General features: G+C 61.5%; 25 protein-coding genes. 13 read left to right on the top strand and 12 right to left on the bottom strand.

The window, feature by feature from the left end:
- Position 1: 1 nt before the first annotated feature.
- From UIB01_RS04950 to UIB01_RS04940, 3 genes are read right to left on the bottom strand one after another with little or no spacing between them, the layout of a single operon-like run.
- On the bottom strand, positions 2–619 hold the full coding sequence (locus UIB01_RS04950; RefSeq protein WP_038657435.1) for an SOS response-associated peptidase: 618 nt from the start codon (positions 617–619) through the stop codon (positions 2–4).
- A 12-nt stretch (positions 620–631) separates the two neighbouring features.
- Positions 632–892: a putative signal transducing protein gene (locus tag UIB01_RS04945; protein ID WP_038665417.1), complete on the bottom strand. Its 261-nt coding sequence runs from the start codon at positions 890–892 to the stop codon at positions 632–634.
- The gene (locus UIB01_RS04940) at positions 892–1,074 is read right to left on the bottom strand and encodes a CPXCG motif-containing cysteine-rich protein (protein WP_038657433.1); all 183 of its coding nucleotides are present in this window, start codon (positions 1,072–1,074) and stop codon (positions 892–894) included. Before UIB01_RS04940 ends, UIB01_RS04945 begins: the two co-directional genes overlap by 1 nt.
- 237 nt (positions 1,075–1,311) lie before the next feature.
- Here UIB01_RS04940 and UIB01_RS04935 point away from each other — a divergent pair, with 237 nt between their 5' ends.
- Complete coding sequence (locus tag UIB01_RS04935; RefSeq protein WP_038657431.1) at positions 1,312–2,478, top strand: 1-acyl-sn-glycerol-3-phosphate acyltransferase; 1,167 nt, start codon at positions 1,312–1,314, stop codon at positions 2,476–2,478.
- A 60-nt stretch (positions 2,479–2,538) separates the two neighbouring features.
- On the opposite strand, the gene UIB01_RS04930 is transcribed toward UIB01_RS04935, so the two are convergent.
- Complete coding sequence (locus UIB01_RS04930; protein WP_038657430.1) at positions 2,539–2,820, bottom strand: hypothetical protein; 282 nt, start codon at positions 2,818–2,820, stop codon at positions 2,539–2,541.
- 390 nt (positions 2,821–3,210) lie between these two features.
- Here UIB01_RS04930 and UIB01_RS04925 point away from each other — a divergent pair, with 390 nt between their 5' ends.
- On the top strand, positions 3,211–4,560 hold the full coding sequence (locus UIB01_RS04925) for a DUF1329 domain-containing protein (RefSeq protein WP_038657428.1): 1,350 nt from the start codon (positions 3,211–3,213) through the stop codon (positions 4,558–4,560).
- A 140-nt stretch (positions 4,561–4,700) separates the two neighbouring features.
- Here the strand turns inward: UIB01_RS04925 and UIB01_RS04920 are convergent, their stop codons facing one another.
- Positions 4,701–5,285 (bottom strand): YajG family lipoprotein, encoded by a 585-nt coding sequence (locus UIB01_RS04920; RefSeq protein WP_038657426.1) that lies wholly within the window; start codon positions 5,283–5,285, stop codon positions 4,701–4,703.
- 174 nt (positions 5,286–5,459) lie between these two features.
- Between UIB01_RS04920 and UIB01_RS04915 the strand changes: the two genes are divergently transcribed.
- A complete protein-coding gene (locus UIB01_RS04915; protein WP_038657424.1) occupies positions 5,460–5,651 on the top strand; it encodes a hypothetical protein in 192 nt (63 codons plus the stop codon).
- 83 nt (positions 5,652–5,734) lie between these two features.
- Here UIB01_RS04915 and mqo read toward each other — a convergent pair whose 3' ends face one another.
- Together mqo and UIB01_RS04905 are read right to left on the bottom strand one after the other, a co-directional pair.
- The gene (mqo, locus tag UIB01_RS04910) at positions 5,735–7,246 is read right to left on the bottom strand and encodes a malate dehydrogenase (quinone) (RefSeq protein ID WP_080695052.1); all 1,512 of its coding nucleotides are present in this window, start codon (positions 7,244–7,246) and stop codon (positions 5,735–5,737) included.
- 332 nt (positions 7,247–7,578) lie between these two features.
- Positions 7,579–7,866: a PA4642 family protein gene (locus tag UIB01_RS04905; protein WP_038657420.1), complete on the bottom strand. Its 288-nt coding sequence runs from the start codon at positions 7,864–7,866 to the stop codon at positions 7,579–7,581.
- Positions 7,867–8,056: 190 nt separating this feature from the next.
- Between UIB01_RS04905 and dauA the strand changes: the two genes are divergently transcribed.
- Positions 8,057–9,787, top strand: a complete 1,731-nt coding sequence (dauA, locus tag UIB01_RS04900) for a C4-dicarboxylic acid transporter DauA (RefSeq protein ID WP_038657418.1) — start codon at positions 8,057–8,059, stop codon at positions 9,785–9,787.
- 45 nt (positions 9,788–9,832) lie between these two features.
- Here dauA and UIB01_RS04895 read toward each other — a convergent pair whose 3' ends face one another.
- The gene (locus UIB01_RS04895; RefSeq protein WP_038657416.1) at positions 9,833–10,744 is read right to left on the bottom strand and encodes an SDR family oxidoreductase; all 912 of its coding nucleotides are present in this window, start codon (positions 10,742–10,744) and stop codon (positions 9,833–9,835) included.
- A gap of 701 nt (positions 10,745–11,445) precedes the next feature.
- On the opposite strand from UIB01_RS04895, the gene UIB01_RS04890 reads away from it, so the two are divergent.
- From UIB01_RS04890 to UIB01_RS04850, 9 genes are all read left to right on the top strand, one after another.
- Positions 11,446–12,033 carry a cytokinin riboside 5'-monophosphate phosphoribohydrolase gene (locus UIB01_RS04890; protein ID WP_038657414.1) on the top strand — a complete coding sequence of 196 codons (588 nt, stop codon included), beginning with the start codon at positions 11,446–11,448 and terminating at the stop codon, positions 12,031–12,033.
- Between the two features lie 406 nt (positions 12,034–12,439).
- Positions 12,440–12,916 (top strand): DUF2726 domain-containing protein, encoded by a 477-nt coding sequence (locus UIB01_RS04885; protein ID WP_038657412.1) that lies wholly within the window; start codon positions 12,440–12,442, stop codon positions 12,914–12,916.
- A gap of 120 nt (positions 12,917–13,036) precedes the next feature.
- On the top strand, positions 13,037–13,522 hold the full coding sequence (locus tag UIB01_RS04880; RefSeq protein ID WP_038657410.1) for an SgcJ/EcaC family oxidoreductase: 486 nt from the start codon (positions 13,037–13,039) through the stop codon (positions 13,520–13,522).
- A gap of 164 nt (positions 13,523–13,686) precedes the next feature.
- Positions 13,687–14,709: a DUF5924 family protein gene (locus tag UIB01_RS04875; protein ID WP_038657408.1), complete on the top strand. Its 1,023-nt coding sequence runs from the start codon at positions 13,687–13,689 to the stop codon at positions 14,707–14,709.
- Positions 14,710–14,767: 58 nt separating this feature from the next.
- Positions 14,768–15,301 carry an MgtC/SapB family protein gene (locus UIB01_RS04870; protein ID WP_038657406.1) on the top strand — a complete coding sequence of 178 codons (534 nt, stop codon included), beginning with the start codon at positions 14,768–14,770 and terminating at the stop codon, positions 15,299–15,301.
- A gap of 2 nt (positions 15,302–15,303) precedes the next feature.
- On the top strand, positions 15,304–16,620 hold the full coding sequence (locus tag UIB01_RS04865) for a PQQ-dependent sugar dehydrogenase (protein ID WP_038657404.1): 1,317 nt from the start codon (positions 15,304–15,306) through the stop codon (positions 16,618–16,620).
- Positions 16,621–16,702: 82 nt separating this feature from the next.
- Positions 16,703–17,044 (top strand): osmotically-inducible lipoprotein OsmE, encoded by a 342-nt coding sequence (gene osmE, locus UIB01_RS04860; RefSeq protein ID WP_038657402.1) that lies wholly within the window; start codon positions 16,703–16,705, stop codon positions 17,042–17,044.
- Between the two features lie 65 nt (positions 17,045–17,109).
- A complete protein-coding gene (locus tag UIB01_RS04855; protein ID WP_038657400.1) occupies positions 17,110–17,508 on the top strand; it encodes a Rho termination factor N-terminal domain-containing protein in 399 nt (132 codons plus the stop codon).
- A gap of 228 nt (positions 17,509–17,736) precedes the next feature.
- The gene (locus UIB01_RS04850; RefSeq protein WP_014821332.1) at positions 17,737–18,270 is read left to right on the top strand and encodes a ferritin-like domain-containing protein; all 534 of its coding nucleotides are present in this window, start codon (positions 17,737–17,739) and stop codon (positions 18,268–18,270) included.
- Between the two features lie 115 nt (positions 18,271–18,385).
- Here UIB01_RS04850 and lpxC read toward each other — a convergent pair whose 3' ends face one another.
- From lpxC to UIB01_RS04830, 4 genes are all read right to left on the bottom strand, one after another.
- Positions 18,386–19,297, bottom strand: a complete 912-nt coding sequence (gene lpxC / locus UIB01_RS04845) for a UDP-3-O-acyl-N-acetylglucosamine deacetylase (protein ID WP_003302766.1) — start codon at positions 19,295–19,297, stop codon at positions 18,386–18,388.
- 115 nt (positions 19,298–19,412) lie between these two features.
- A complete protein-coding gene (gene ftsZ / locus UIB01_RS04840; protein ID WP_038657396.1) occupies positions 19,413–20,600 on the bottom strand; it encodes a cell division protein FtsZ in 1,188 nt (395 codons plus the stop codon).
- Between the two features lie 48 nt (positions 20,601–20,648).
- Positions 20,649–21,896, bottom strand: a complete 1,248-nt coding sequence (gene ftsA, locus UIB01_RS04835) for a cell division protein FtsA (RefSeq protein ID WP_038657394.1) — start codon at positions 21,894–21,896, stop codon at positions 20,649–20,651.
- 12 nt (positions 21,897–21,908) lie between these two features.
- Entirely contained in the window at positions 21,909–22,766 is an 858-nt protein-coding gene (locus UIB01_RS04830) for a cell division protein FtsQ/DivIB (protein WP_038657392.1), read from the bottom strand.
- Positions 22,767–22,768 lie beyond the last annotated feature (2 nt).

The following is a 22,768-nucleotide window of genomic DNA, read 5'->3' as shown; positions in this document are numbered from 1 at the left end:
ATCAGGCCGGAGTCAGGCACTCCGGCCCGTCGAGACGCGGATCGTTCACCAACGTGGCCAACGGCCGTTCGCGCAACGCTGGCTGGGCCTGAGCCATTAGCGCCTGCAACGCTTCGAGCGGTGTTTCTGGATCGAGCCAGGCGGCCTGCCCGGCCTCATCGAGGATCAGCGGCCGGCGCAGCGTAGCCGCGGGCAGCGTCACTACAGCAGCACTCAGGTAGGTATGCCCCTGAACCGGATAGGCCTCCCAAAGTGCGGCGAGGTACATCAGTGAGCCTTCGCTGGTCATCCAGTAAGGGCGCTTGCGCGCGGAGCCGCGCCACTCGTAGAAGCCGTTGGCGGGCAGCAGCCCGCGCCGCAGACGAAAGGCCTCGCGAAACATCGGCTGCTCGGCAACGGTTTCCGCACGCGCCTGGGCAGGCGTCCGAGTCAAGTCGCTCAGCCAGGCGGGAGTCAGCCCCCAGCGCACCCGACTGAGCTGCAACTGCGCATCAACCTGGCGCAGTAACAGCACCGAAGCACCAGGGGCGAGACTCCAGTGCGGCTGCTGGTCGGACGGGAAACCAGGCAAGGCGGCGAAGTCCTGGCTCCAGCGAAAAAAGGCGTAGCGACCACACATAAAAGAGACTCGTCAGCAGATCAGTTCGCCGGGGTAACTCTCCGGCTCATCCCCCGGCAACGGCTCGGCGCCATTGTACGCAGCGATCAGCTGACGCGCCCGCTCGGCATCCTCGTCGGGCACCATGAGCCCGAGCAAGCCTGCCGCAGGCAGCTCGCCCATGGCGCCGATCAGGTGACTACCGGCCAGGAATGCCTCGATACCCTCGGCGACCAACATACCGCTGAGCATCTCCGCCTCCAGCAGATCGCGTGGCTCGTAGATGCGCCGCATCATTCGTCCTCCCTCAAGGTTTCCAGCTGCCACTGCTCACCGTCCGTCCGCAGATCGAAAACCACCGGCCGGCAGCAAACCGCGCAGTCCTCGATGTATTGCTGATCCCCAGCACTGAGGTCGAGCACGGCCTCGACCGGCTCGCCGCAGTAGGGGCAAATGAAGACCTGTGTTTCGAGCATCAAACCTCCGCGTGACTTGCCGCTATAATCGCCGTCTTTAAGGGTCATCGATTCGGACCTTTATCAAAAAGACTGACTCGGCGTGCCCGTAATTGGGCACCCTGGGCCGTTTGCAGACTTCACGGACAATCAGCCGAACCAGCCACTTACTCGATGAGTATGAGCCAGCCGGCCCCGGTCTGTTCCGCGAACTGAATCCGTTGCACCGGCCCGTTCCTCGTTTCCTTAACAGAGAGCATGATGGACGAATTCGAAGCCATCCGACCCTACGCCGATGCCGAAGTACCGACGGTCATGGCGCGCCTGTTCGCCGATCGCGAGTTTCTCGACATTCTGGCGCACTTCCGCTTCCCGCGCTTGGCCGACAGCCTGGGCTGGCTGATCAAACCGGTCATCTCACGTCGGCTACGTCGCCAGTTCGCCAGTATCCATACGGTGGACGCGCTGCAACACAAGATCGAGGCATACGTCGACCGCACCATCGAGCGCGCCACCGACGGCGTTACATTTTCCGGACTGGAACGCCTACAGCAGGGCCGCGCCTATCTGTTCCTGGCCAATCACCGCGACATCGTGATGGACCCGGCCTTCGTCAACTACGCGGTCTACCAGGCCGGCATCCGCACGCCGCGCATCGCCATTGGCGATAACCTGCTGCAACGTCCGTTCGTCAGCGATCTGATGCGCCTGAACAAGAGCTTTATCGTGCGCCGCTCGATCACCGGCCGTCGCGAGAAGCTCGCCGCTTACCAAGTGCTGTCGGCCTACATCAACCACTCAATCCGCAACGATGGCGAGTCGGTATGGATCGCGCAGGCTGAGGGCCGCGCCAAGGACGGCGACGACCGCACCGATTCGGCGATCCTCAAGATGCTGCACATGAGCCGCAAGGACGAAGCCTTCGCCGAAACGCTCGAGGCATTGCGGCCAGTGCCGGTCGCGATCAGCTACGAATACGATCCATGCGATCAGGCCAAGGCACGCGAGCTGTACATCCGAGCCACCACCGGGACCTACAGCAAGGCCCCGGGTGAGGACGACGCCAGCATTGCCCTGGGCATCACGGGCTACAAAGGCCGTGTGCACATCGCCTTCTGCACGCCGATCGAAAGCGTGCCGGAAGATGCGAAGCAGATGGCGCTGATGGTGGATCGCCAGATTCTCGGCAGCTACCGGCTGTTTCCGGTGCACTACCTGGCCTATCGCTTGTGGGATGACCAGGACCCAGAGATCCAGGTACCCAGCGCAGCTGAGCTATTTAGCCGGGAGGAAGTGGAGCGCGCCGAAGCGGAGTGGAGCAAGCGCCTGGCCGCCTGTCCAAGCGTGCAGCAGCCCTATCTGATTCAGCAGTACGCTACGCCGGTACGTAACCAATACCGTCTGAACGCAGGGCTTGAGCCCTGAAGGATAAGGGGCCCGCAGCACGTGCAGCGGGCCCTGCCCTCCCGCCATTCCGGGGCGGACTCACAGCTGCTGCGAAGCCACCGACAGACTCAAACCCAGCAGAAGACCGGCCCAGCCGAATCGATAGAACACCTGATTGATACGCTGCGTCGTGGTATCGCCCGCTACGGTATCGCGCAGATCACTCGCTGCCTGCGCGACCACTGTTCTTCGCAGGGCACGTGCCTGCCGCCGCTGGGTAGCGACCAGCAACCAGCCGCCGCAAAGCGCGCACATTAGCGCCAACCCGTTAACAATAAATGCAGGGGCAATCACGATCCCCAACTGCGCATGTAAAACCATTCAACTCTCCACTTTCGCAAGCCGCAGGCAGCCGCGCAGTGTACCCATACCCTCGCGCCGAGTCTGGACTTCCCGATAAACCGCCGCCGCTTCAACACCACCATCAGCCCAACTTATGACGCAGTGTTCACCGCTCGGCCTTGACTAATGGCCAGGCTCACCCGCACCCTCGGCATACCTCGAAACGGCGTACTAGAGCGTGTGCGGGGACGGCAGCCAACCATCATTTGGTATTGCTGAGACCAAGCCCGCTTGATCAGCGAACAGACCTTCCTGGCGAAGGGCACTGCCGGCACATCTCGCTATGCCGTATCACTCGGCGTCCGCTGTCATCGGGCGCCACGGGGAATCAGCTATTCAGAACGACAGGACGAGATAATGAAAATAACAATGTTCACCACCGGAGCGCTCACGCTTTCACTGCTGGCCAGCAATGTCATGGCAGCGGTGTCCGAATCGGAAGCAGCGCGTCTGGGCAACGATCTGACGCCGGTCGGCGCGGAGAAAGCGGGCAACGCAGCAGGCACCATTCCAGCGTGGACCGGCGGGCTGGCGCAGGATGCCGCGGCGGTCTCTGCCGACGGTTTCGTCGGTGACCCCTATCCCAACGACAAGCCGAAATTCACCATCACGGCGAAGAACTTCGAGCAGTACAAGGACAATCTGACGCCTGGCCAGATCGCCATGTTCAAGCGTTATCCGGAGAGCTACCGCCTGCCGGTCTACGAGACCCGGCGCAGCGCCGCCATGCCGCAGCAGGTGTATGACGCAGCAGCGCGCAACGCCACGCAGACCAACATGGTCCGCGGCGGCAACGGCCTGGAGAACTTTGAGAAAGCCATTGCTTTCCCGATCCCGAAAGATGGCATGGAAGTCATCTGGAACCATATCACCCGCTATCGCGGCGGCTCCGCACGTCGAGTGATCGCCCAGGCCACGCCACAGGTGAACGGCAATTTCAGCCTGGTCAAATTCGTCGACGAGGTGGTCTACACCGACACCCTGACCGACTACAAACCGGAGAAGCACGGCAACGTGCTGTTCTACTTCAAGCAGCAGGTAACCGAGCCGTCTCGCCTGGCCGGCAACGTGCTGCTGGTACACGAAACGCTGGATCAGGTGAAGGAGCCGCGCATGGCGTGGATCTACAACGCCGGCCAGCGCCGTGTGCGCCGCGCCCCGCAGGTCGCCTATGACGGCCCAGGCACTGCAGCCGACGGCCTGCGCACCTCCGATAACCTGGACATGTTCAACGGTGCGCCGGACCGCTACGACTGGAAACTGATCGGCAAGAAAGAGCTGTACATCCCGTACAACGCCTATCGCCTGGATTCGCCGCAGCTCAAGTACAGCGACATCATCAAGCCCGGCCACATCAACCAGGATCTGACCCGCTACGAGCTGCACCGCGTGTGGGAAGTGGAAGCGACGCTAAAGACGGGCGAGCGCCATATCTACGCCAAGCGCCATTTCTTCATCGACGAGGACACCTGGCAGGCTGCGGTGATCGATCATTACGACGGTCGCAACCAACTCTGGCGCGTGGCCGAAGCGCACAACCTGCATTTCTATAACGTTCAGGTTCCGCTGTACTCGATGGAAACCCTCTACGACCTCATCTCCGGCCGTTACCTGGTCATGGGTATGAAGAACGAAGAGAAGAACCCCTACACCTACAACTACAAGGCCAACTCCAACCAGTACACCCCAGCTGCCCTGCGCAACTCCGGCGTGCGCTGATTCGATCGGCTGCACCGACGTCCCGTTAACGCGGGGCGTCTTCATTTTTGCGCCATGAAAAATAAAAAACCCTGCCAGGCTCAGCCACGGCAGGGTTTTCGGAGCGACAGTCTCGGTGAGACGCGCGCGCTGCTCGCGAGTTACTCCGCCAACAGACGACCGATGTTGTCGTCGCGGAAGACCCGGGTCAGGGCGTCGCTCAACACGTCGGTGACCAGCTTGGTGTTGGTCTGCTCGTTCGGCGCCATACCGAAACGCTGGTTCAGCGACGCGCCATAGCGGCCGTTGTAGCGCTTACCGGCGTTCTGCACCTCGATCTTCAGCGTCGCACCGATATTCGCCTCGGTAACGTACAGGCCTTCCTTCGGCGACTGATACTTCAGCTCGGCCAGCGTCAGCGTCAGCTGCGGTGCGTTATAGGCATTCGGCGAGGGCGTGAAGCCGAGCAGTCGTACGGCAGCTTCCGCTTGGGCCTGTAGCTTGGGGATTACCTTGGCACTCGGCACGATCACCGCACTGGTTTCCGGATAAAGACCACCACGGGTACCGAGGGTCGGCGAAGGCCGTGCATCGACCACGCGCACGACCACAGGCTGTCCCTGGCCAACGGGGTTGATGGTGCCGTTGAGTTTGGGGTTCGGATCGAGCTGCTGCGGGCTATGGGCACAACCGACCAGACTCATTCCAAGAACGGTGACAAGACCGAACAACAGGCGTTGCAGCATGCTGTTTTCTCCAGGGTTAGGGGCGATGAATGCGGCGCAGTATACCCACCGGCACAGCGCGCCGACAGTGATGCGATTCAGACCGGCGGCGCTGCTGCTCCGTTCCTTTTCACGCAGTTGTCACAGGGCTTTGCGATAACGGCGGCACGACAATCACCATGAGTGCAGATCATCATGCGACAGCTCCTTTCCCTGCTGCGCCGCCGCACGCCCCGCCATTTCGCCCTACTCGACGAGCACGGTCGCTGCCGCATGCTGCTCAGCAGCATCGACAGGCCCACTAGCGCCGCATGGATCGAGATTGATGAGGTCCGTCTGAGCTGGATTGGCCAAGAACTGCCCGCGGACTGCCGACGCGTGGCCTGAGCCGTGCACAAACCCGTAGGCAGAAAAAAGCCCCGTACTTTCGGACGGGGCTTCCTCGTTCGACCGGCGACTGGCAGCTTGGCTCAGTACTCCAGGCCCAGGCGCTTGTCGGCCATCTGGCTGACTTCCCGATAGGCCGCCGCATCGTTCTGCAGCGTGGTTTCACGAGCAGGGAACATCTCCTGCAGCTTGCTCGACCAGGCCTGGGAACGGTACTGCTCAGGGAAGCAGCGCTCGAGCAGATCGAGCATGATCGAGACCGTCACCGAAGCGCCCGGCGAAGCGCCGAGCAGCGCGGCGATGGTGCCGTCCTTTGCTGCGACAAGCTCGGTACCGAACTGCAGAATGCCGCCCTTCTTCGGGTCTTTCTTGATGATCTGTACGCGCTGGCCGGCGATCTCCAGACGCCAGTCCTCGGCTTTCGCCTCCGGATAGAAACCACGCAGGGTTTCCAGGCGATCCTCCATGGACTGCATCACTTCCTTGATCAGGTAGCGAGTCAGATCCATGTTGTCGCGCGCTACCGCCATCATCGGGCCGATATTGCTCGGGCGAATCGACAGCGGCAGATCCATGAACGAACCGCGCTTGAGGAACTTGGTGGTAAAGCCTGCATAAGGTCCGAACAGCAGGGACTTCTTGCCGTCGACGACGCGGGTATCCAGGTGCGGCACCGACATCGGCGGAGCGCCGACCGCGGCCAGGCTGTAGACCTTGGCCTGGTGCTGCTTGACGATTTCCGGGTTGTCGCAGCGCAGCCACTGGCCGCTGACCGGGAAGCCGCCGAAGCCCTTGCCTTCCTCGATACCGGACATCTGCAGCAGCGGCAACGCAGCGCCACCGGCGCCGAGAAAGACGAAGCGGGACTGCACCTGGCGCGATTCGCCAGTGCGGGTGTTCTTGATATCGACCTTCCAGCCGCTGGCCGTACGGTCGAGACCGGTGACCTTCTGGTTGTAGGAAACCTTGACGCCACCACTGCGCGCCAGATAACCGAGCAGCTGGCTGGTGACCGCACCGAAGTTGACGTCGGTACCGTTCATGGCGCGGGTTGCGGCGATCGGCTCGTCGGCAGCGCGGCCCGGCATCATCAGCGGCATCCACTCGCCAAGGGTTGCACGATCCTCACTGTATTCCATGTCGGCGAAGGCGTGATGGGTCTTCAAGGCATCGAAGCGGCGCTTGAGGTAGTCGATGTTCTTGCTGCCGCGCACGAAGCTCAGGTGCGGTACGGCATTGATGAAATCGCGGGGAGAGCCGAAGCCTTCGCGGTCGGCGAGATAGGCCCAGAACTGCTTGGAAACCTCGAACTGGGTGTTGATCAGCACGGCTTTCTTGATGTCGATCGCGCCATCTTTGCTGTCCGGGGTGTAGTTCAGCTCGCAAAGCCCGGCGTGGCCGGTACCGGCGTTGTTCCACGGGTTGGAGCTTTCGATGGCTCCGGATTCCTGCAGCTCGACGATTTCCAGCTTGATATTGGGATCGAGTTCCTTGAGCAGTACCGCCAGGGTCGCACTCATGATGCCGGCTCCCACCAGCACCATATCCACTGCTTCGCTATCGTGTTGCGTCATCAACGCGTTCTCCAGAATCACAGCATTAAACTGTCGAGACCGCAGTACGCGGCCCCGTAAAACCCACCAGCCAGACGATCAGGAACGGAGCATGTGCCTGTATCGCTGCTCGGGAACATGTGCCCGAGAACAGACCACCGAGGCAGTCTGCCAGCTGTCGAAAGGTCGGCTTTTGGCCTCCTTCCTCTCGCTGCGATCCGTCCGGAGCGGGCTTGGCCCAGTGCTCGACGGTGGACGCTGCGAGGAAAACGATTGCGAATCATGTTGCCAGGCCTGCCCTTCGCGACGCGGGTTCGTAACACCTGCGCCGCAGCTGTGACCGGTGCATTCGATACGAAACGACGGCGCTCGGTTCAGCCGCGCATGGCCTCGATCAGTTCGATGTAGGGTCGGGCATGACGCTGGTCCGCGACCAGATCAATGAAGTCCTGGCCCTTGCTGTCCCTGGCTCCGAGGTCGTAGCCAGCAGCCACGAAGAAGCCGAGAAAGCGTTCGAAATCATCGATGCGCAGACCTCGATAGGCCTTGATCAGCTTGTGCAGCGAAGGGGGAGTATCGTCAGCCGGCTCCGGCTGAAGAAACAGCTTGATCGACTCATCTGCGATCTCGTCGCCAATCACCTGCTTCTTGTCTTTACGCATGCCGCCTCCGGTCCACGGGGTCTCACGGGGGCGGCAGTTTACTCCTCGCAGGCGGCTCACTCAACGCGCCTGGGCAGCTTGCGACCAAGGTCGTACATCGCCATGCGGCCATACCGGCGATTGTTCGACACAAATAACAAAAGTGCCCCGCGCCTATAATGGCGCCTTCGCGTACAAGGAGCGTCCCGGCATGCAGCTTCCCCCTCTGTTTTCCGCATGGCGCCAGGCCCTGCGCCTGGGGTATGGGGCCCGCGCACTGCGCGGTGACATCAGCGCAGGGTTGACGGTAGGCATCATTGCCATACCGCTGGCCATGGCCCTGGCTATTGCCGTCGGCGTGGCGCCACAGCACGGTCTCTACACAGTGCTGGTGGCTGCGCCGCTGATCGCACTCACCGGGGGATCTCGCTTCAACGTTTCCGGACCGACTGCGGCCTTCGTGGTGATCCTGCTGCCTATTACCCAGCAGTTCGGCCTTGGCGGGCTACTGCTGTGCACCATGCTCGCCGGCGTCATCCTGATCACGCTTGGCCTGCTGCGCGCCGGACGCCTGATCGCCTACATCCCCTACCCCGTCACGCTCGGCTTTACCGCCGGCATCGGCATCGTCATTGCCACACTGCAGATCAAGGACCTGTTCGGCCTCACCCTGTCAGAACAGCCACAACACTATGTCGAGCAGGTCGGCCTCTTGCTGCGCTCTATGCCGGGTGCGCACCTTGGCGACGCCGTGGTGGCGGCGATTTGCCTGGCGGTGCTCATCATCTGGCCACGTTGGGTACCGAAAGTACCTGGACATCTGGTGGCGTTGACCGTTGGTGCCCTGGCAGGTTTGCTGCTGGAATCGTCCGGATTGCCCGTGGCGACACTGGGCGAACGTTTCAGTTACACGCTGGACGGGATCACGCATCCGGGCATACCACCGTTCCTCCCGGACTTCGCCTGGCCGTGGCTTCTGCCAGGCCCCGACGGCCAGCCGTTGCAGCTGAGCTACGAGCTGTTCCGCCAACTGCTCGCCCCGGCGTTCGCCATCGCCATGCTCGGCGCCATCGAATCGCTGCTATGCGCGGTCGTTGCCGATGGCATGACCGGCAGCAACCATGAACCCAATGGCGAGCTGATCGGCCAGGGCCTCGGGAATCTGGTCGCGCCATTGTTCGGCGGCATCACCGCAACCGCTGCCATTGCCCGCAGTGCGACCAACGTCCGTGCTGGCGCCTTCTCGCCGCTGGCCTCGATTATTCACGCGGGCGTGGTTCTGGTAGCGATTCTCTGGCTGGCGCCGCTGTTCAGCTATCTGCCGATGGCGGCACTGGCGGCGCTGCTGGTGATAGTCGCCTGGAACATGAGTGAAGCGCCGCACGTAATGCACGTGCTGCGCATCGCGCCGCGCAGCGACGTGCTGGTGCTGCTGACCTGCCTGATCCTTACCGTGCTGTTCGACATGGTGCTGGCGGTCGGCGTAGGGCTGTTGCTCGCGGCCGGGCTGTTCATCAAGCGCATGAGCGAGCTGACCGACACCACAGCGCTGTCGCGTGACCAGCGGCGGCTGCTGCAGGACATGCCCGAGCATGTCGCGACCTACGCGATCCGCGGCCCGCTGTTCTTCGGCGCAGCAGAAAAGGCCTTAGGCGCGCTGCGGCGCTTCAATCCTGAAGTCAAGGTGGTGATCGTCGACATCAGCGCGGTGCCAATGCTGGACATGACGGCGCTGGCAGCGCTGGAGAACGTGCTGGTGGATTACCGCCGACTGGGTGTGACCCTCATCCTGAGCGGCAGCAATGCTCACGTGCGGTTGAAGCTGCGCCGGGCGGGCATCCACCGGCTGCAAGGCCACCTGCTGTATGTGCGTGATCTGAGCCAGGCGCGCGAGAAAGCGCTGCGCCTGCTGCGTACTGCGCCAAGCGCGGCCCCGGCCTGAGCGCGCTACCAGAAATGCGGGTAGCGCGATCTGGACGTCTAGCGATCAGCCTGCATGCTTTTGCAGGTTGGCCATCATTTCCTTCAACGCTTCCATGTTGTCGGCCGGATGCGCAGCGTTCTCGAAATTGCAGATTTGCTGCCACTGTGCCGCCACGTCCTCGGCATCGAAACCGGTCTTAGGGTCGAAGCCCACGCCAAGGCTACGCTCCCAGCGCACCTTGCCCATCCAACCGCCGCCCACTTCGAACAGGCCGGAGGTTTCATGACACTGCTCACTGGCCAGATAAACCACCAGCGGGCTGACCAGTTCAGGCTTGAGCTGCTCGAACACCTGCGGCGGGATCAACCCCTCGGTCATCCGCGTGCCACCGGTAGGTGCGATGGCGTTGACCAACACGTTGTTCTTGCGCCCTTCCAGCGCCAGCGTGCGGGTCAGCCCATACAGCCCGAGCTTGGCCATGCCGTAGTTTGACTGGCCGAAGTTGCCATAGATGCCGGAGGTCGACGCGGTGAAGATCACCCGCCCATAGTTCTGCTCGCGCATGTGCGGCCAGGCCGCTCGGGTGACCTTGTATGCGCCTTCGACATGCACGCGATAGACCAGATCCCAGTCGGCGTCGTCCATCTTGTGGAAGGTCTTGTCGCGCAGAATGCCGGCGTTGTTGACCACCACGTCAATGCGACCGTAGGTATCCAGAGCCTGCTGCACGATGCGATCGCCGTCGGTGACCGAATCATGATTGGCGATGGCAGTGCCGCCCGCCTGCCGGATTTCCTCGACCACGAGATCGGCTGCGGAGCTGTTGGCGCCCTCACCCTGCGTACTTCCGCCCAGGTCGTTGACCACGACCTTCGCACCGTGACGAGCGAATAACAGTGCATGGGCCCGGCCGAGCCCACCGCCAGCCCCGGTCACGATCACTACCTTGTCTTCGAAGCGGATGGCATCAGTCATGCGGATTTCCCTCAGCAGTTTTTATTGGATGAACTCAGAACAACGAGTGTCGGCCACGCGCAAACGCGTCACAAGCAATCGGCCAGAAATGAATGCTTGGGCATAAGAGCAAGGGATGAGGCACAGGAGGGATAGACGTAGCTGCCGTGAGCGATTTTCAACCAGTTCTGTAGCGGGCACACGATCAGCGGCGCGCAGCGGCATGTACCCAAACAACCCACAGAGTTTTCCACAGCCGTGGTGGATAACGCCTGTGCATCGGCCAAGAACTCTTGTGCGCTATCTGATCCGCTGAACGCTTGCAAACCCCTCTACGGTGAGGCTTCGCGTCCAAGCGGGCGCTCTGTACAAAAAATACACAGGCGTCGGAAAGGCACATAGCGCTTCGCTTGCAGCGGTTGCTCCCAAGGTTATCCACAGAAGCGCGCACAGTTCTCGGGGATAAGGTTAGCCGCGGAATAGCTGCGTGCTATCGCGGCAATGTCAACAATCAAAGCGATTCGCCACCTGGCTGGCCGTAGCATGTGCCCATCACTTACCAGGAGACCTCCATGTCCAGCCTCAGCCTGTTCGAACGCTTGTTGGCCAACTACGCCTGTGCCACCAGTGGACGTATTGAATGAACGGCGGAGACACCGTCGCGCTTGGCCACTAACGCCTGGCGGCGTACTCTGCCGCGAGCCCAACGAGCGGAGTAAACGATGTCCCTGCGTTCCATTTGCGTTTTTTGCGGCGCTAGCCGCGGCGCCAACCCCGTCTACGAACAAGCAGCCACAGAGCTCGGCCGCACACTGGCAGCGAACGGCATTCGTCTGATTTACGGCGGCGGAGCCGTAGGCCTGATGGGCGTGGTGGCAGACGCCACCATGGCGGCTGGTGGCGAGGTCGTCGGCATTATCCCGCAGAGCCTGAAAGACGCCGAGGTTGGCCATACCGGCCTGACTCGCCTGGAGGTGGTCGACGGGATGCATGCACGCAAGGCACGGATGGCGGAGTTGGCGGATGCCTTCATCGCCCTGCCTGGCGGGCTGGGGACGCTGGAGGAGCTGTTCGAAGTCTGGACTTGGGGGCAGCTCGGCTACCACCCCAAGCCCCTCGGGTTGCTGGATATCAATCACTTTTACAGCAAGCTCAGCCATTTCCTCGACCATCTGGTCGAGGAAGGCTTCGTACGACCTCAGCATCGCCAGATGTTGCAGCGCAGCGACCAGCCGCAGGCGCTCATTCAGTTACTCGATGCCTGGCAACCACCCGCCCACAGCCGCTGGGCAAAAACCGCACCGCGATAACGCGCCATCCAGCCTGATCAAAATTCAAGCACATCGCTGCAGGCGTCGCATCGCAACGCCCACAGCGGTGCGTCCCCATGTTATCCACACCTGAATCCACAGCTATCGTGGATAAATATCTTGTACTGGCCAACCTCGATCAATTCCTCCGCCCTAAGGATCGTTAAGGTGGTGCAAACGGCAAAACGAACAAAATTTGACCAGACCTCTCAACGCCTAGTGCCCCGGCGTCCGCAACAAGCGTTACAGCATTTACCCACAGGACGACTCACAGTTGTGGTGGATAAGCGTGCGAACGAATCCAGCACGGCGGACTCACAGGGTTAGATCTGTTCGCCATGGGGCTAGCCATGATGAGTCGGTTCAAACGGCGTCGCATAACGCCATTGCGTCGGGGGGATTGCTCATGAGTTGGCTCGCCCTGACATTGGTGGCGTTCGTCTGCTTCGTGCTGGTGTTCTTCATCAAGAACCGCCAGCTCAATCATCCGGCCCTGCAATATCCCTATAGCCTCAAGGCCCCGCTGTTCTCCCCTGCAGAGCATGAGCTGCTGGAGATGCTGCAGCGTACGGTTGGCGAGCAGTACCTCATCCTGCCGAAGGTGAGCGTCGCGGAGATCGTCGAGATCACCGCTGTCCCCCGCCGCGCCTACTGGTATCAGGCGCACAATCGCATCGTCGCGCTGCGCTTTGATTTCGTGCTGTGCGACAAGCGAGAGCTGACTCCGGTGTGCGTCGTCAATCTGGATGATCCAGACACCGAGCAAGATTTCATGGACCGGCTATGCGAGACGGTCGGGTTGCCCCAGATCCGCCTGACGCCGGAGGCAGCCAAGTCCTATACCGACGTCCGCGAAGCAATTGAGTCCACTCTCCGCGATTGATCGACGGCTGGCCGGAATGACAGCAGGACCAGACGGTCACAAGCCTGCGCGACGTACCCACGACGTGCAGTACCGCTGCGGCGCAGTCCGCAAATCGTCCAATCGGCTACGAGTGAATCAATGAAATACACCCTCCCCCTGCTACTTTCCCTCACCCCGTTCGCTGCACTGGCAGACAACCAGGCTTGCCAGAGCACCGACGAAGCTCAGATCGCTGCCTTGTTCGAGCGGTGGGCCGCGGATGTGGAATCAGGCGACCCGCAACGGGTCGTGGAAAACTATGCGCCTGATTCGATGCTGCTGCCGACGGTGTCGAACACCCCAAGGCAGACAGCGGAAGCCAAGCTGGACTACTTCGAACATTTTCTGGCGCTGAAACCAAAGGGTGAAATCGTCTCGCGGATGATCATGCTCGATTGCAACAGCGCATTCGATACCGGCCTGTACAGCTTCAAGCTGGGCGACGGAAGCACCGTCCCGGCGCGCTATACCTTTACGTACAAGTGGTTCGATGATGCCAAGCAATGGCTGATCACCAGTCACCACTCATCGGCGATGCCAGAGCAGCCCGAGGCGGTACAGCAGGCGATCGAAGCGAGCGACTGATCGCTCCGCGAAATACGCCAAACCGGGGCGCCTTGCCACACCATCAGGGGGCGCCCGCTGTACCATCCGCCCTCGGCAGCGCAGGGGCAGAGACTGCGCGCTTGCACCTGCCCGCCTGTGCTCGATACTTCTGGCAAGCACGCCGTATCCGGATCCGAACCATCATGCAACTCAAGCCGTTGTTATCACGCCTGTTCGACCTGGCCAGCCGCCTGATTCGGCGCTATCCAGGTACGGTTGCGCTGTTCGGGTTCGTATCTGGGGTAGCCAGTTTTGTCCTGGTGGAGCGCCATGCGGGCCTGGCCAAAGTGGTCGCGCTGGTGATGCTGGTCAGCTGGCTATGGCTGGTACTCGAATCCAGCCTGCGCCGCGTGCTGCAACGCTCTTTCGGCTGGCAGATACCGCCACCCCTGCTGCGCTATGCGACGCAGATGGTGCATCAGGAAAGCCTGTTCTTCATCATCCCGTTCTTCGCCATTACCACCACTTGGAACAGCGGGCAGGCGTTGTTCACCGGGCTGCTCGGCGTCGCGGCACTGGTGTCGCTGATCGATCCGTTGTACTACCGCTGGCTGGCGCCGCGACGCTGGGTCTATCTCGGCTTTCACGCGCTGACACTGTTCGCCGTGCTATTGACCGCACTGCCGATCATCTTTCACCTCTCCACTCCGCAGAGCTACCAGTTGGCCTTGGTAGTGGCGGTCGTGCTCGCACTGCCGAGCCTCAGCGGATTGTTTCCGCGCTGGAGCTGGCGCACCGTGCCAGGCATCGTCACCCTGGCTGTCGCACTGGGTGCCGCAGGCTGGCTAGGACGAACCTGGGTGCCACCAGCGACACTCTGGCTCACCGATGTCGCAGTAACCATGAGCCTCGATGATCGTCAACGCAAACCCGGCAAGGGCCTGCAACAGCTGAGCAGCGCCGAGCTGCAGGCCAACGGCCTGTATGCCTACACCGCGATCAATGCGCCGCGTGGTCTGAAGGAGCGTATCTATCATGAATGGACTCACAACGGCCGTCGCGTCGATCGAATCGCGCTGGACATCAGCGGCGGGCGCGAAGCCGGCTACCGTGCCTGGACCCACAAGCGCAATTTTCCGGCAGAACCCTCTGGACGCTGGCGCGTACGCGTTGTCACCGAGGCAGGACAGATGATCGGCATGCTGCGCTTCCGCGTTACCGACTAGCGAACCCCGGCCGTCCCCGCGACTCCATATCAGAACCGGTCCCAGCCTGGAGAAGAACATGGAATGGTGGGCGATCATTTCCAGCACTGTCGCCTCGGAATTTTCCGATATCACCGATCTGGAAGATGCGACCCGGGTTGGCAGCCGCCTTTTGATCGCATCCATTCTCGGCGGGCTGCTCGGCTACGAGCGCGAACGCAAACGCAAGGCCGCCGGCCTGCGCACCCATATGCTGGTCGCCCTCGGCGCTGCGCTGTTCGTGCTGGTACCGGTACAGGCAGGCATGACGCCGGAAGACATCTCTCGAGTGATCCAAGGGCTCGTCACCGGAATCGGATTTCTCGGCGCCGGGACTATCCTCAAGGGCAACAGTGCCGAAGACGTGAAGGGGCTTACCACGGCCGCCGGCATCTGGCTAACGGCAGCAATCGGTGTGGCAGTCGGCCTCGGCCATGAGGCGACGGCCGTGCTGAGTACCCTGCTGGCACTGGCCATCTTCGTACTGATGCCCCGTCTGGAGCGCCATACGGCACTGCGCGCCGCGCGCAGACGTCGCCAGGAGCGGCAGACGACCGACCCTGCAAGGAAATAACCATGCACAACGCCCGCCCCGTTCTCTGCTTCAGCTTCGGCCTGCTCGCCGTTTCCGGGTGTAGCGAAACGGCGAAGCTACCGGTGGAATCCGGCTATGGGCCAGCGCCGATGCTGCCGGAACCAAACAAAACGCTCCTGCCAACAGTGCACATTGCCCGGGCTAAGGGCTGGCCGCCGGATGAAAGACCGCGAGCAGCACCAGGGCTGCGCGTGGACGCCTTCGCCAGTGACCTGGACTACCCACGCTGGATTCACGTACTGCCCAATGGAGATGTGCTGGTGGCCGAAAGCAATGCACCGGCCAAAGCGCAGAGCCAGGGCCTGCGCGGCTGGATCGCCAAGAAGATCATGGCCCGCGCGGGCTCCGGCGGCCCCAGCGCCAATCGCATCACCTTGCTGCGTGATGGGGACGGCGATGGCGTGCCGGAGCAGCGGAGCGTTTTTCTCGAGAATCTCAACTCACCGTTCGGCATGGCGCTGGTTGGCGGCGACTTCTACGTAGCCAATACCGATGCGCTCCTGCGCTTCCCATATGAGCCAGGCGACACCCGCATCACGGCTGCTGGCGAGAAGGTTGTGGATCTGCCGGCCGGGCCGATCAACCATCACTGGACCAAGAACGTCATCGCCACTCAGGATGGCACGCGCCTGTACGTCACCAGCGGCTCTAACAGCAACGTTGCCGAAAATGGCATGCGGGCCGAAGAGCACCGTGCGGCCATCCTGGAAGTCGACCCACAGAGCAGAACCATGCGCCTGTTCGCGTCGGGCTTGCGCAACCCCAACGGCCTCGCTTGGCAGCCGGACAGCGGCGCTCTGTGGACCACCGTCAACGAACGCGACGAGATTGGCAGTGACCTGGTGCCGGACTACATGACCTCGGTGCAGGACGGTGGATTCTACGGCTGGCCCTACAGCTACTTCGGTCAGCACGTCGATGAGCGGGTGCAGCCCCAGCGTCCGGATCTGGTCGAGCGCGCCATCGTCCCAGACTATGCGCTGGGCGCACACACCGCGTCGCTCGGCCTGGCGTTCTACGAAGGCAGACTGCTGCCACAGCGTTACTACTACGGCGCGTTCGTTGGCCAGCACGGCTCCTGGAACCGTAGGCCGCGCAGTGGCTACAAGGTGGTTTTCATCCCCTTCCGCGATGGCATGCCGGACGGCCAGGCGGAGGATGTGCTGACCGGCTTCGTCAACGAGGCGGGGGAAGCATTAGGCCGCCCGGTTGGCGTCGCGGTGGACAAGAGCGGAGCACTGCTGGTGGCGGACGATGTCGGCAACGTGATCTGGCGCGTCACCCCTGATGACCGCTGATACTGCCGGGTTGTCATCCGTTGAACCTTGCCGGGCGCCGCATGGCCATAAAGGTAATGTCCATACGAAACGAGGTACTCCCATGATCAAGCGCGCCATCTACATCCTCGCCCCTGCTGTGCTGCTCGCCGGCTGTTCAGGCAACGTGCAGAACCCGGTAGACCGCATCACCTTCCGCGACGAGCCGCTGGTACGCGATGTGGAGACCGGCATGTCTCAGGAACAGGTACTTGCCATCGGCGGCGAACCCTCGAAAGCCACGGCTCGCACGGTAGTGCCTGGCATCTGCCACGACTACATCCTCAATCGCGATGGCAATCAGCAGCCTTATTACGTCAGCTTCGATGGTTCAGGCCGAGTGGATGGTCAGGGCTTCCTGACCTGCAATCAGCTCGAGGAAAACCAGCGCAAACTGCATCGCTGACAGTCGAGCACAGGCACGAGTGCGTCCGGCCTGTGCATTCAAAGCTCCCCGTGAAGGAGACCACCATGCCTCGTGGAGAAAAAACCAAATACACCGATAAACAACAGCGTAAGGCCGAGCACATCGAGGAAAGCTACGAGAAGCGTGGCGTCCCCGAGGAGGAGGCCGAAGCGCGCGCTTGGGCAACGGTCAACAAGCAATCCGGCGGCGGCGAACGCAAAGGGGGCTCGGGCACAAGCAAGAGCGAGACCAGCAAGCGGGCTGAGCGCAAGGACTCAGCCCACCGCGCAGCTGATGCCCGCAAGGGCCAATCACCGAACAAAGGTTCGGCACGCAACTCGAAGTCGACCAGCACGGCGCTTGCCGACATGACTCGCGACCAGCTCATGGAAAAGGCCCGCGAACGGGATATTCATGGGCGTTCGAAAATGCGCAAGGACGAACTGCTCCGGGCGCTGAGCTGAGGTTTGACGTATGCAGAGGACCAACCAGCAACCCCCGCCTCCGGAAGGCAACCCTAAACGCGAGGATCCGCTCGAACCGGTGCCGATAGACGACCCCGGCCGCTCCGACCCAGCGCCCGAGCGCGCACCACCGGACGAAGTCGTGGCTAAACTTTTCGCCAGCATCCCGATCTCAATTGACGAACCGTGAGCACCGCGATTGCGGTGGAATCAGACCAGGAGATGGCGATGAGTTATGTACAACTGAGCGACAAACAGAGCCTGCGTGAGCGCGCCCGGCAGCATGTCGAGAATGGCGCCGTCACCGAGAGCTACTCGGCCGATCGAGAGGTCGTGATCAATCTGCTGAACGAAGCACTGGCGACCGAGCTGGTTTGCTATCTACGCTACAAGCGCCACTACTACATGGCCACTGGGCTGAAATCCAGCGCTGCCGCGGACGAGTTCCTCGAGCACGCCAATGAGGAGCAGGAACACGCCGATCGGCTGGCAGAGCGCATCGTCCAACTGGGTGGTGCGCCGGACTTCAACCCCGACGGCCTCACCGAGCGCGCTCACGCGCAATACGCCGAAGGCAACGGCCTGCGCGACATGGTTTTCGAGAACCTGGTGGCCGAGCGTATCGCCATCGACAGCTACCGCGAGATCGTGCAATACATCGGTGACAAGGATCCGACCACCCGACGCATCTTCGAGGACATCCTCGCTCAGGAAGAAGAGCACGCCGATGATCTGGCTGGCCTGCTGGACGGCATGAACTAGCCCAGGACCTGCCGGCGCCTCGCTGAATCAGCCGGCACGCCATTCCCGTTAGCTTTGCGAAACATAAAAAAAGGCCACCCTAGGGTGGCCTTAAATTTAGGAAGAGAGGTACAGCTTAGCCGGCTGCCACCGGACGCATGTAGGAGATCGGTGCGGTCTGCGGGTCATCGAAGGTCACCAGTTCCCACGCATCCTTTTGTTCCATCAGGGTGCGTAGCAAGCGGTTGTTCAACGCGTGGCCGGATTTATAGCCGCGGAATTCGCCGATCAGGCTAGTGCCCAACAAGTACAGATCACCAATGGCATCGAGAATCTTGTGCTTCACGAACTCGTCCTCGTAACGCAGGCCGTCTTCATTGAGCACACTGGTTTCGTCCACCACGATTGCGTTTTCAACACTGCCGCCGAGCGCCAGGTTGTGCGAGCGGAGGAACTCGATGTCGCGCATGAACCCGAAGGTACGTGCCCGGCTGACTTCCTTGACGAAGGAAGTGCTCGAGAAATCCACACTGGCAGTCTGGGTGCGACCCTTGAAAACCGGGTGATCGAAATCGATCTCGAAGCTCACCTTGAAGCCGTCGAAAGGCAGGAAGGTAGCGCGCTTGTCACCCTCCTCGACCGTCACTTCACGCTTGATGCGGATGAACTTCTTGTGGGCGTCCTGCTCCTGCAGGCCGGCGGATTGAATCAGGAATACGAAAGGCCCAGCGCTGCCGTCCATGATTGGCACTTCCGACGCGGAGAGTTCGACGTAGGCGTTGTCGATCCCCAGGCCGGCCATTGCCGACAGCAGATGCTCCACTGTATCGACCTTGACGTCACCGTTGACCAGCGTCGTGGACATGGTGGTCTCGCCAACGTTCTCCGCCCGCGCGGGAATCTCCACGGGTGGATTGAGGTCGGTACGACAGAACACGATTCCGGTGTCCACCGGTGCCGGTTTCAGGGTGAGATATACCTTTTCACCCGAATGCAAGCCGACGCCAGTGGCGCGAATGATGTTCTTTAGTGTGCGTTGTCTGATCATGGCCTTTTGCTTCGCTATAGCGCTAGTTGCGAATTGTTTTCAACAATTGGCGGCGATAATAGCAGAAGCCAACTTTGCTGAACACCAATCACAACAATACTCCTGATAACTTCAATCAATCGGCCTGACGACGCAGAAACGCAGGAATATCCAAATAATCCAGATCCTCTTGCGGGTTCATCTTCGCAGCAGTGGCCGCTGCATGGGCCTGGTTACGCATTACTGTCGGGCGCTCCAGATCACGGTAGTTGACGGCCGCATGCTCCTGTTGACGCTGCACCGGTGCGGCAGAAGCGGCAACAGTGGTCTGCACAGTATTGTCCACCACCTTGACGGGTTTTTCATGGCGCGGGCCGAGACCGGTAGCGACCACGGTGACGTGCAGCTCGTCGGCCATATCTGGATCGATGACGGCGCCGACCTTGACGGTCGCTTCATCGGAAGCGAAGGCTTCGATGATCTCACCTACCGCAGCGTACTCGCCGAGAGAAAGATCCAGACCAGCCGTGATGTTGACCAGAATGCCACGCGCGCCCTGCAGGTTGACGTCTTCCAGCAGCGGGTTGCGGATAGCGGCTTCGGTCGCCTCGCGCGCACGGTTCGGCCCGGTAGCGCAGCCGGTGCCCATCATTGCCATGCCCATCTCGCCCATGACGGTCTTGACGTCGGCGAAGTCGACGTTCATCAGGCCCGGACGCTGCATGATGTCGGAGATACCACGAACGGCGCCGGCCAGCACGTCATCCGCCTTGGCGAAGGCGGCCAGCAGGCTGGCGTCCTTGCCGAGGATGGTCAGCAGTTTCTCGTTGGGAATGGTGATCAAGGAATCGACGCAATCGGAAAGCGCGCGGATGCCTTCATCAGCTACCTGCATGCGGCGACGGCCCTCGAAGGGGAACGGACGGGTGACCACTGCGACGGTCAGGATGCCCATTTCCTTGGCGACCGAAGCGATGATCGGGGCAGCGCCGGTACCGGTACCGCCGCCCATGCCGGTGGTGATGAACACCATGTCCGCACCTTCCAGCACTTCGGCGATGCGTTCACGGTCTTCCATCGCGGCCTGACGACCGATGTCCGGGTTGGTGCCGGCGCCAAGGCCTTTGGTGATGGCCGAGCCGAGCTGCAGCACGGTACGTGCTTCGACCTTCTTGAGCGCCTGGGCGTCGGTATTGGCGCAAATGAATTCGACGCCTTCGACGTTATTGCGAACCATGTGGTTCACGGCATTGCCGCCACCGCCACCGACACCGATGACCTTGATGACTGCACTTTGCGGGGTATGATCTACGAGTTCGAACATTTCCCTCTCTCCTTCCAGCTTTCTAGTTTTGGTTTTACAGCGCACTGCTTAAAAATTGCCCTGGATCCAGCCCTTGAGCCGATCCAGAACAGACGTCTTTGATTCCTCGGCGAAATTGCCGATGCCAGGCACGGGAAGGCCGTCGGCCTGCTTTTGCAGTCCGTACAGCAGCAGGCCCACGCCCGTCGAATAGATTGGATTGCGTACTACGTCGCTCAGTCCCTTGACGCCGTGCGGCACGCCAAGGCGCACCGGCATGTGAAAGATTTCCTCGGCCAGGTCGATGGCTCCTTCCATCTTCGCTGTACCGCCAGTGAGAACGATCCCGGCCGGGACCAGATCCTCGTAACCGCTGCGCCGCAGTTCCGCCTGAATCAGGGTGAACAGCTCGTCGTAACGCGGCTCGACCACCTCTGCCAGAGCCTGTCGCGAGAGTTCGCGCGGCGGGCGATCACCGACGCTGGGAACCTTGATGGTCTCGCCCGCGCCAGCCAGCTTGGCCAACGCGCAAGCATAACGAATCTTGATCTCTTCGGCATACTGAGTCGGCGTGCGCAGGGCCATGGCGATGTCGTTGGTGACTTGGTCGCCCGCGATCGGAATGACCGCCGTATGGCGGATAGCACCTTCGGTGAAGATGCAGATGTCGGTAGTGCCACCACCGATGTCCACCAGGCAGACACCCAACTCTTTCTCGTCGTCGGTGAGGACGGCATGGGCCGAAGCCAGTTGTTCGAGGATGATGTCGTCCACCTCGAGACCGCAACGACGCACGCACTTTTCGACATTCTGCGCTGCATTCACCGCACAGGTGACCACGTGGACCTTAGCCTCCAGGCGCACCCCGGACATGCCCAGCGGCTCGCGTACGCCTTCCTGGTTGTCGATCACGTAGTCCTGCGGCAGCGTGTGCAGTACACGCTGATCGGCCGGAATCGCCACCGCCTGCGCGGCATCGAGTACGCGCTCGAGATCTGCAGTGCTGACCTCACGATCGCGGATCGCGACGATACCGTGAGAATTCAGGCTACGAATATGGTTGCCGGCCAGACCAACGAAGGCCGAATGGATGCGGCAGCCGGCCATCAGCTGAGCTTCTTCGATGGCGCGCTGGATCGACTGCACCGTGGACTCGATGTTGACCACCACGCCCTTCTTCAAGCCGCGCGAGGGGTGGGTACCGATCCCTACGATTTCCAGCTCGCCGTCGGCAGTCACTTCACCCACCAGCGCCACCACTTTGGAGGTGCCGATGTCCAGGCCGACGATCATCTTGCCGCTTTGCACGCTCGACATGTGTTTCATTCCTCAATTCTTCGCAGCGACGGTCGTATCCGTCGCAGTCGGGATCGGCTCATGCCAGGCGACGGCCAGGCCGTTCGCGTAGCGCAGATCGATCCGTGCGATTTTCTCGCTTTCCTGCTCCAGTGCCTTTTGATAAATGGCAGTGAAACGACGCATTTTTTCTACAACTTGGTCCCGCCCCAGCAGTAATTCGATGCCCTGGTTGGTGGTCAGGAACCAGCTCCCACGTTCACGCAGTTCGAGACGGGAAATGGAGAATCCCAGCGGGCGCAGCATCTGGCTGAGCATCTGGTATTGCTGCATGACGCGCTGTTGGGCCCGCTTCGGACCATATAAATGTGGCAAGTGTTCATATCGGCTCAGGTCATCCGGCGAGAAAGCCTGTCCTTTATTGTTAAGCAATGCTTCACCGCCCCAACGGGCGATCGGCAATTGTTCATCCAGACGCACCATCACCGCGTCTGGCCAGACGCGGCGAACTTCAACGTGGGCGATCCATGGCATCTGTTCGAGTTGGTGGCGCATGCCGTTCAGATCAACCTTGAAGAAGCTCTGCTCGACGAAAGGCGCGATGCGCTGCTGGACCGCCTCACGACTGACATAGCCCAGTTCGCCTTGGACGCTGACCTTGGCAATCGGCCGATCGGCGTACGGCAGCAGGCGTTCACCCAGCTCGTAAAGCCCAACCACCAGCCCAACCAGCAGCACCGGCCAGACGAACCGCTTCAGCCCGGCAAGGCTAGGCTTCGGCAGGCGCTGCGACAGCGGCTGCGGTTGCACCAGGCGGCTCGCGCCCCGCTGCACGGGCTTGCGCGAAGCACGACCGTTCCCGGGTTGCGAATGGCGCAGCGTGGCGATCATGG

This window comes from Stutzerimonas decontaminans (genome assembly GCF_000661915.1).
In the GTDB taxonomy this organism is placed as follows: Bacteria; Pseudomonadota; Gammaproteobacteria; order Pseudomonadales; family Pseudomonadaceae; genus Stutzerimonas; species Stutzerimonas decontaminans.
Note: the sequence above shows the minus strand (reverse complement) of the source record. Positions and strands in the feature narration are given on the sequence as shown.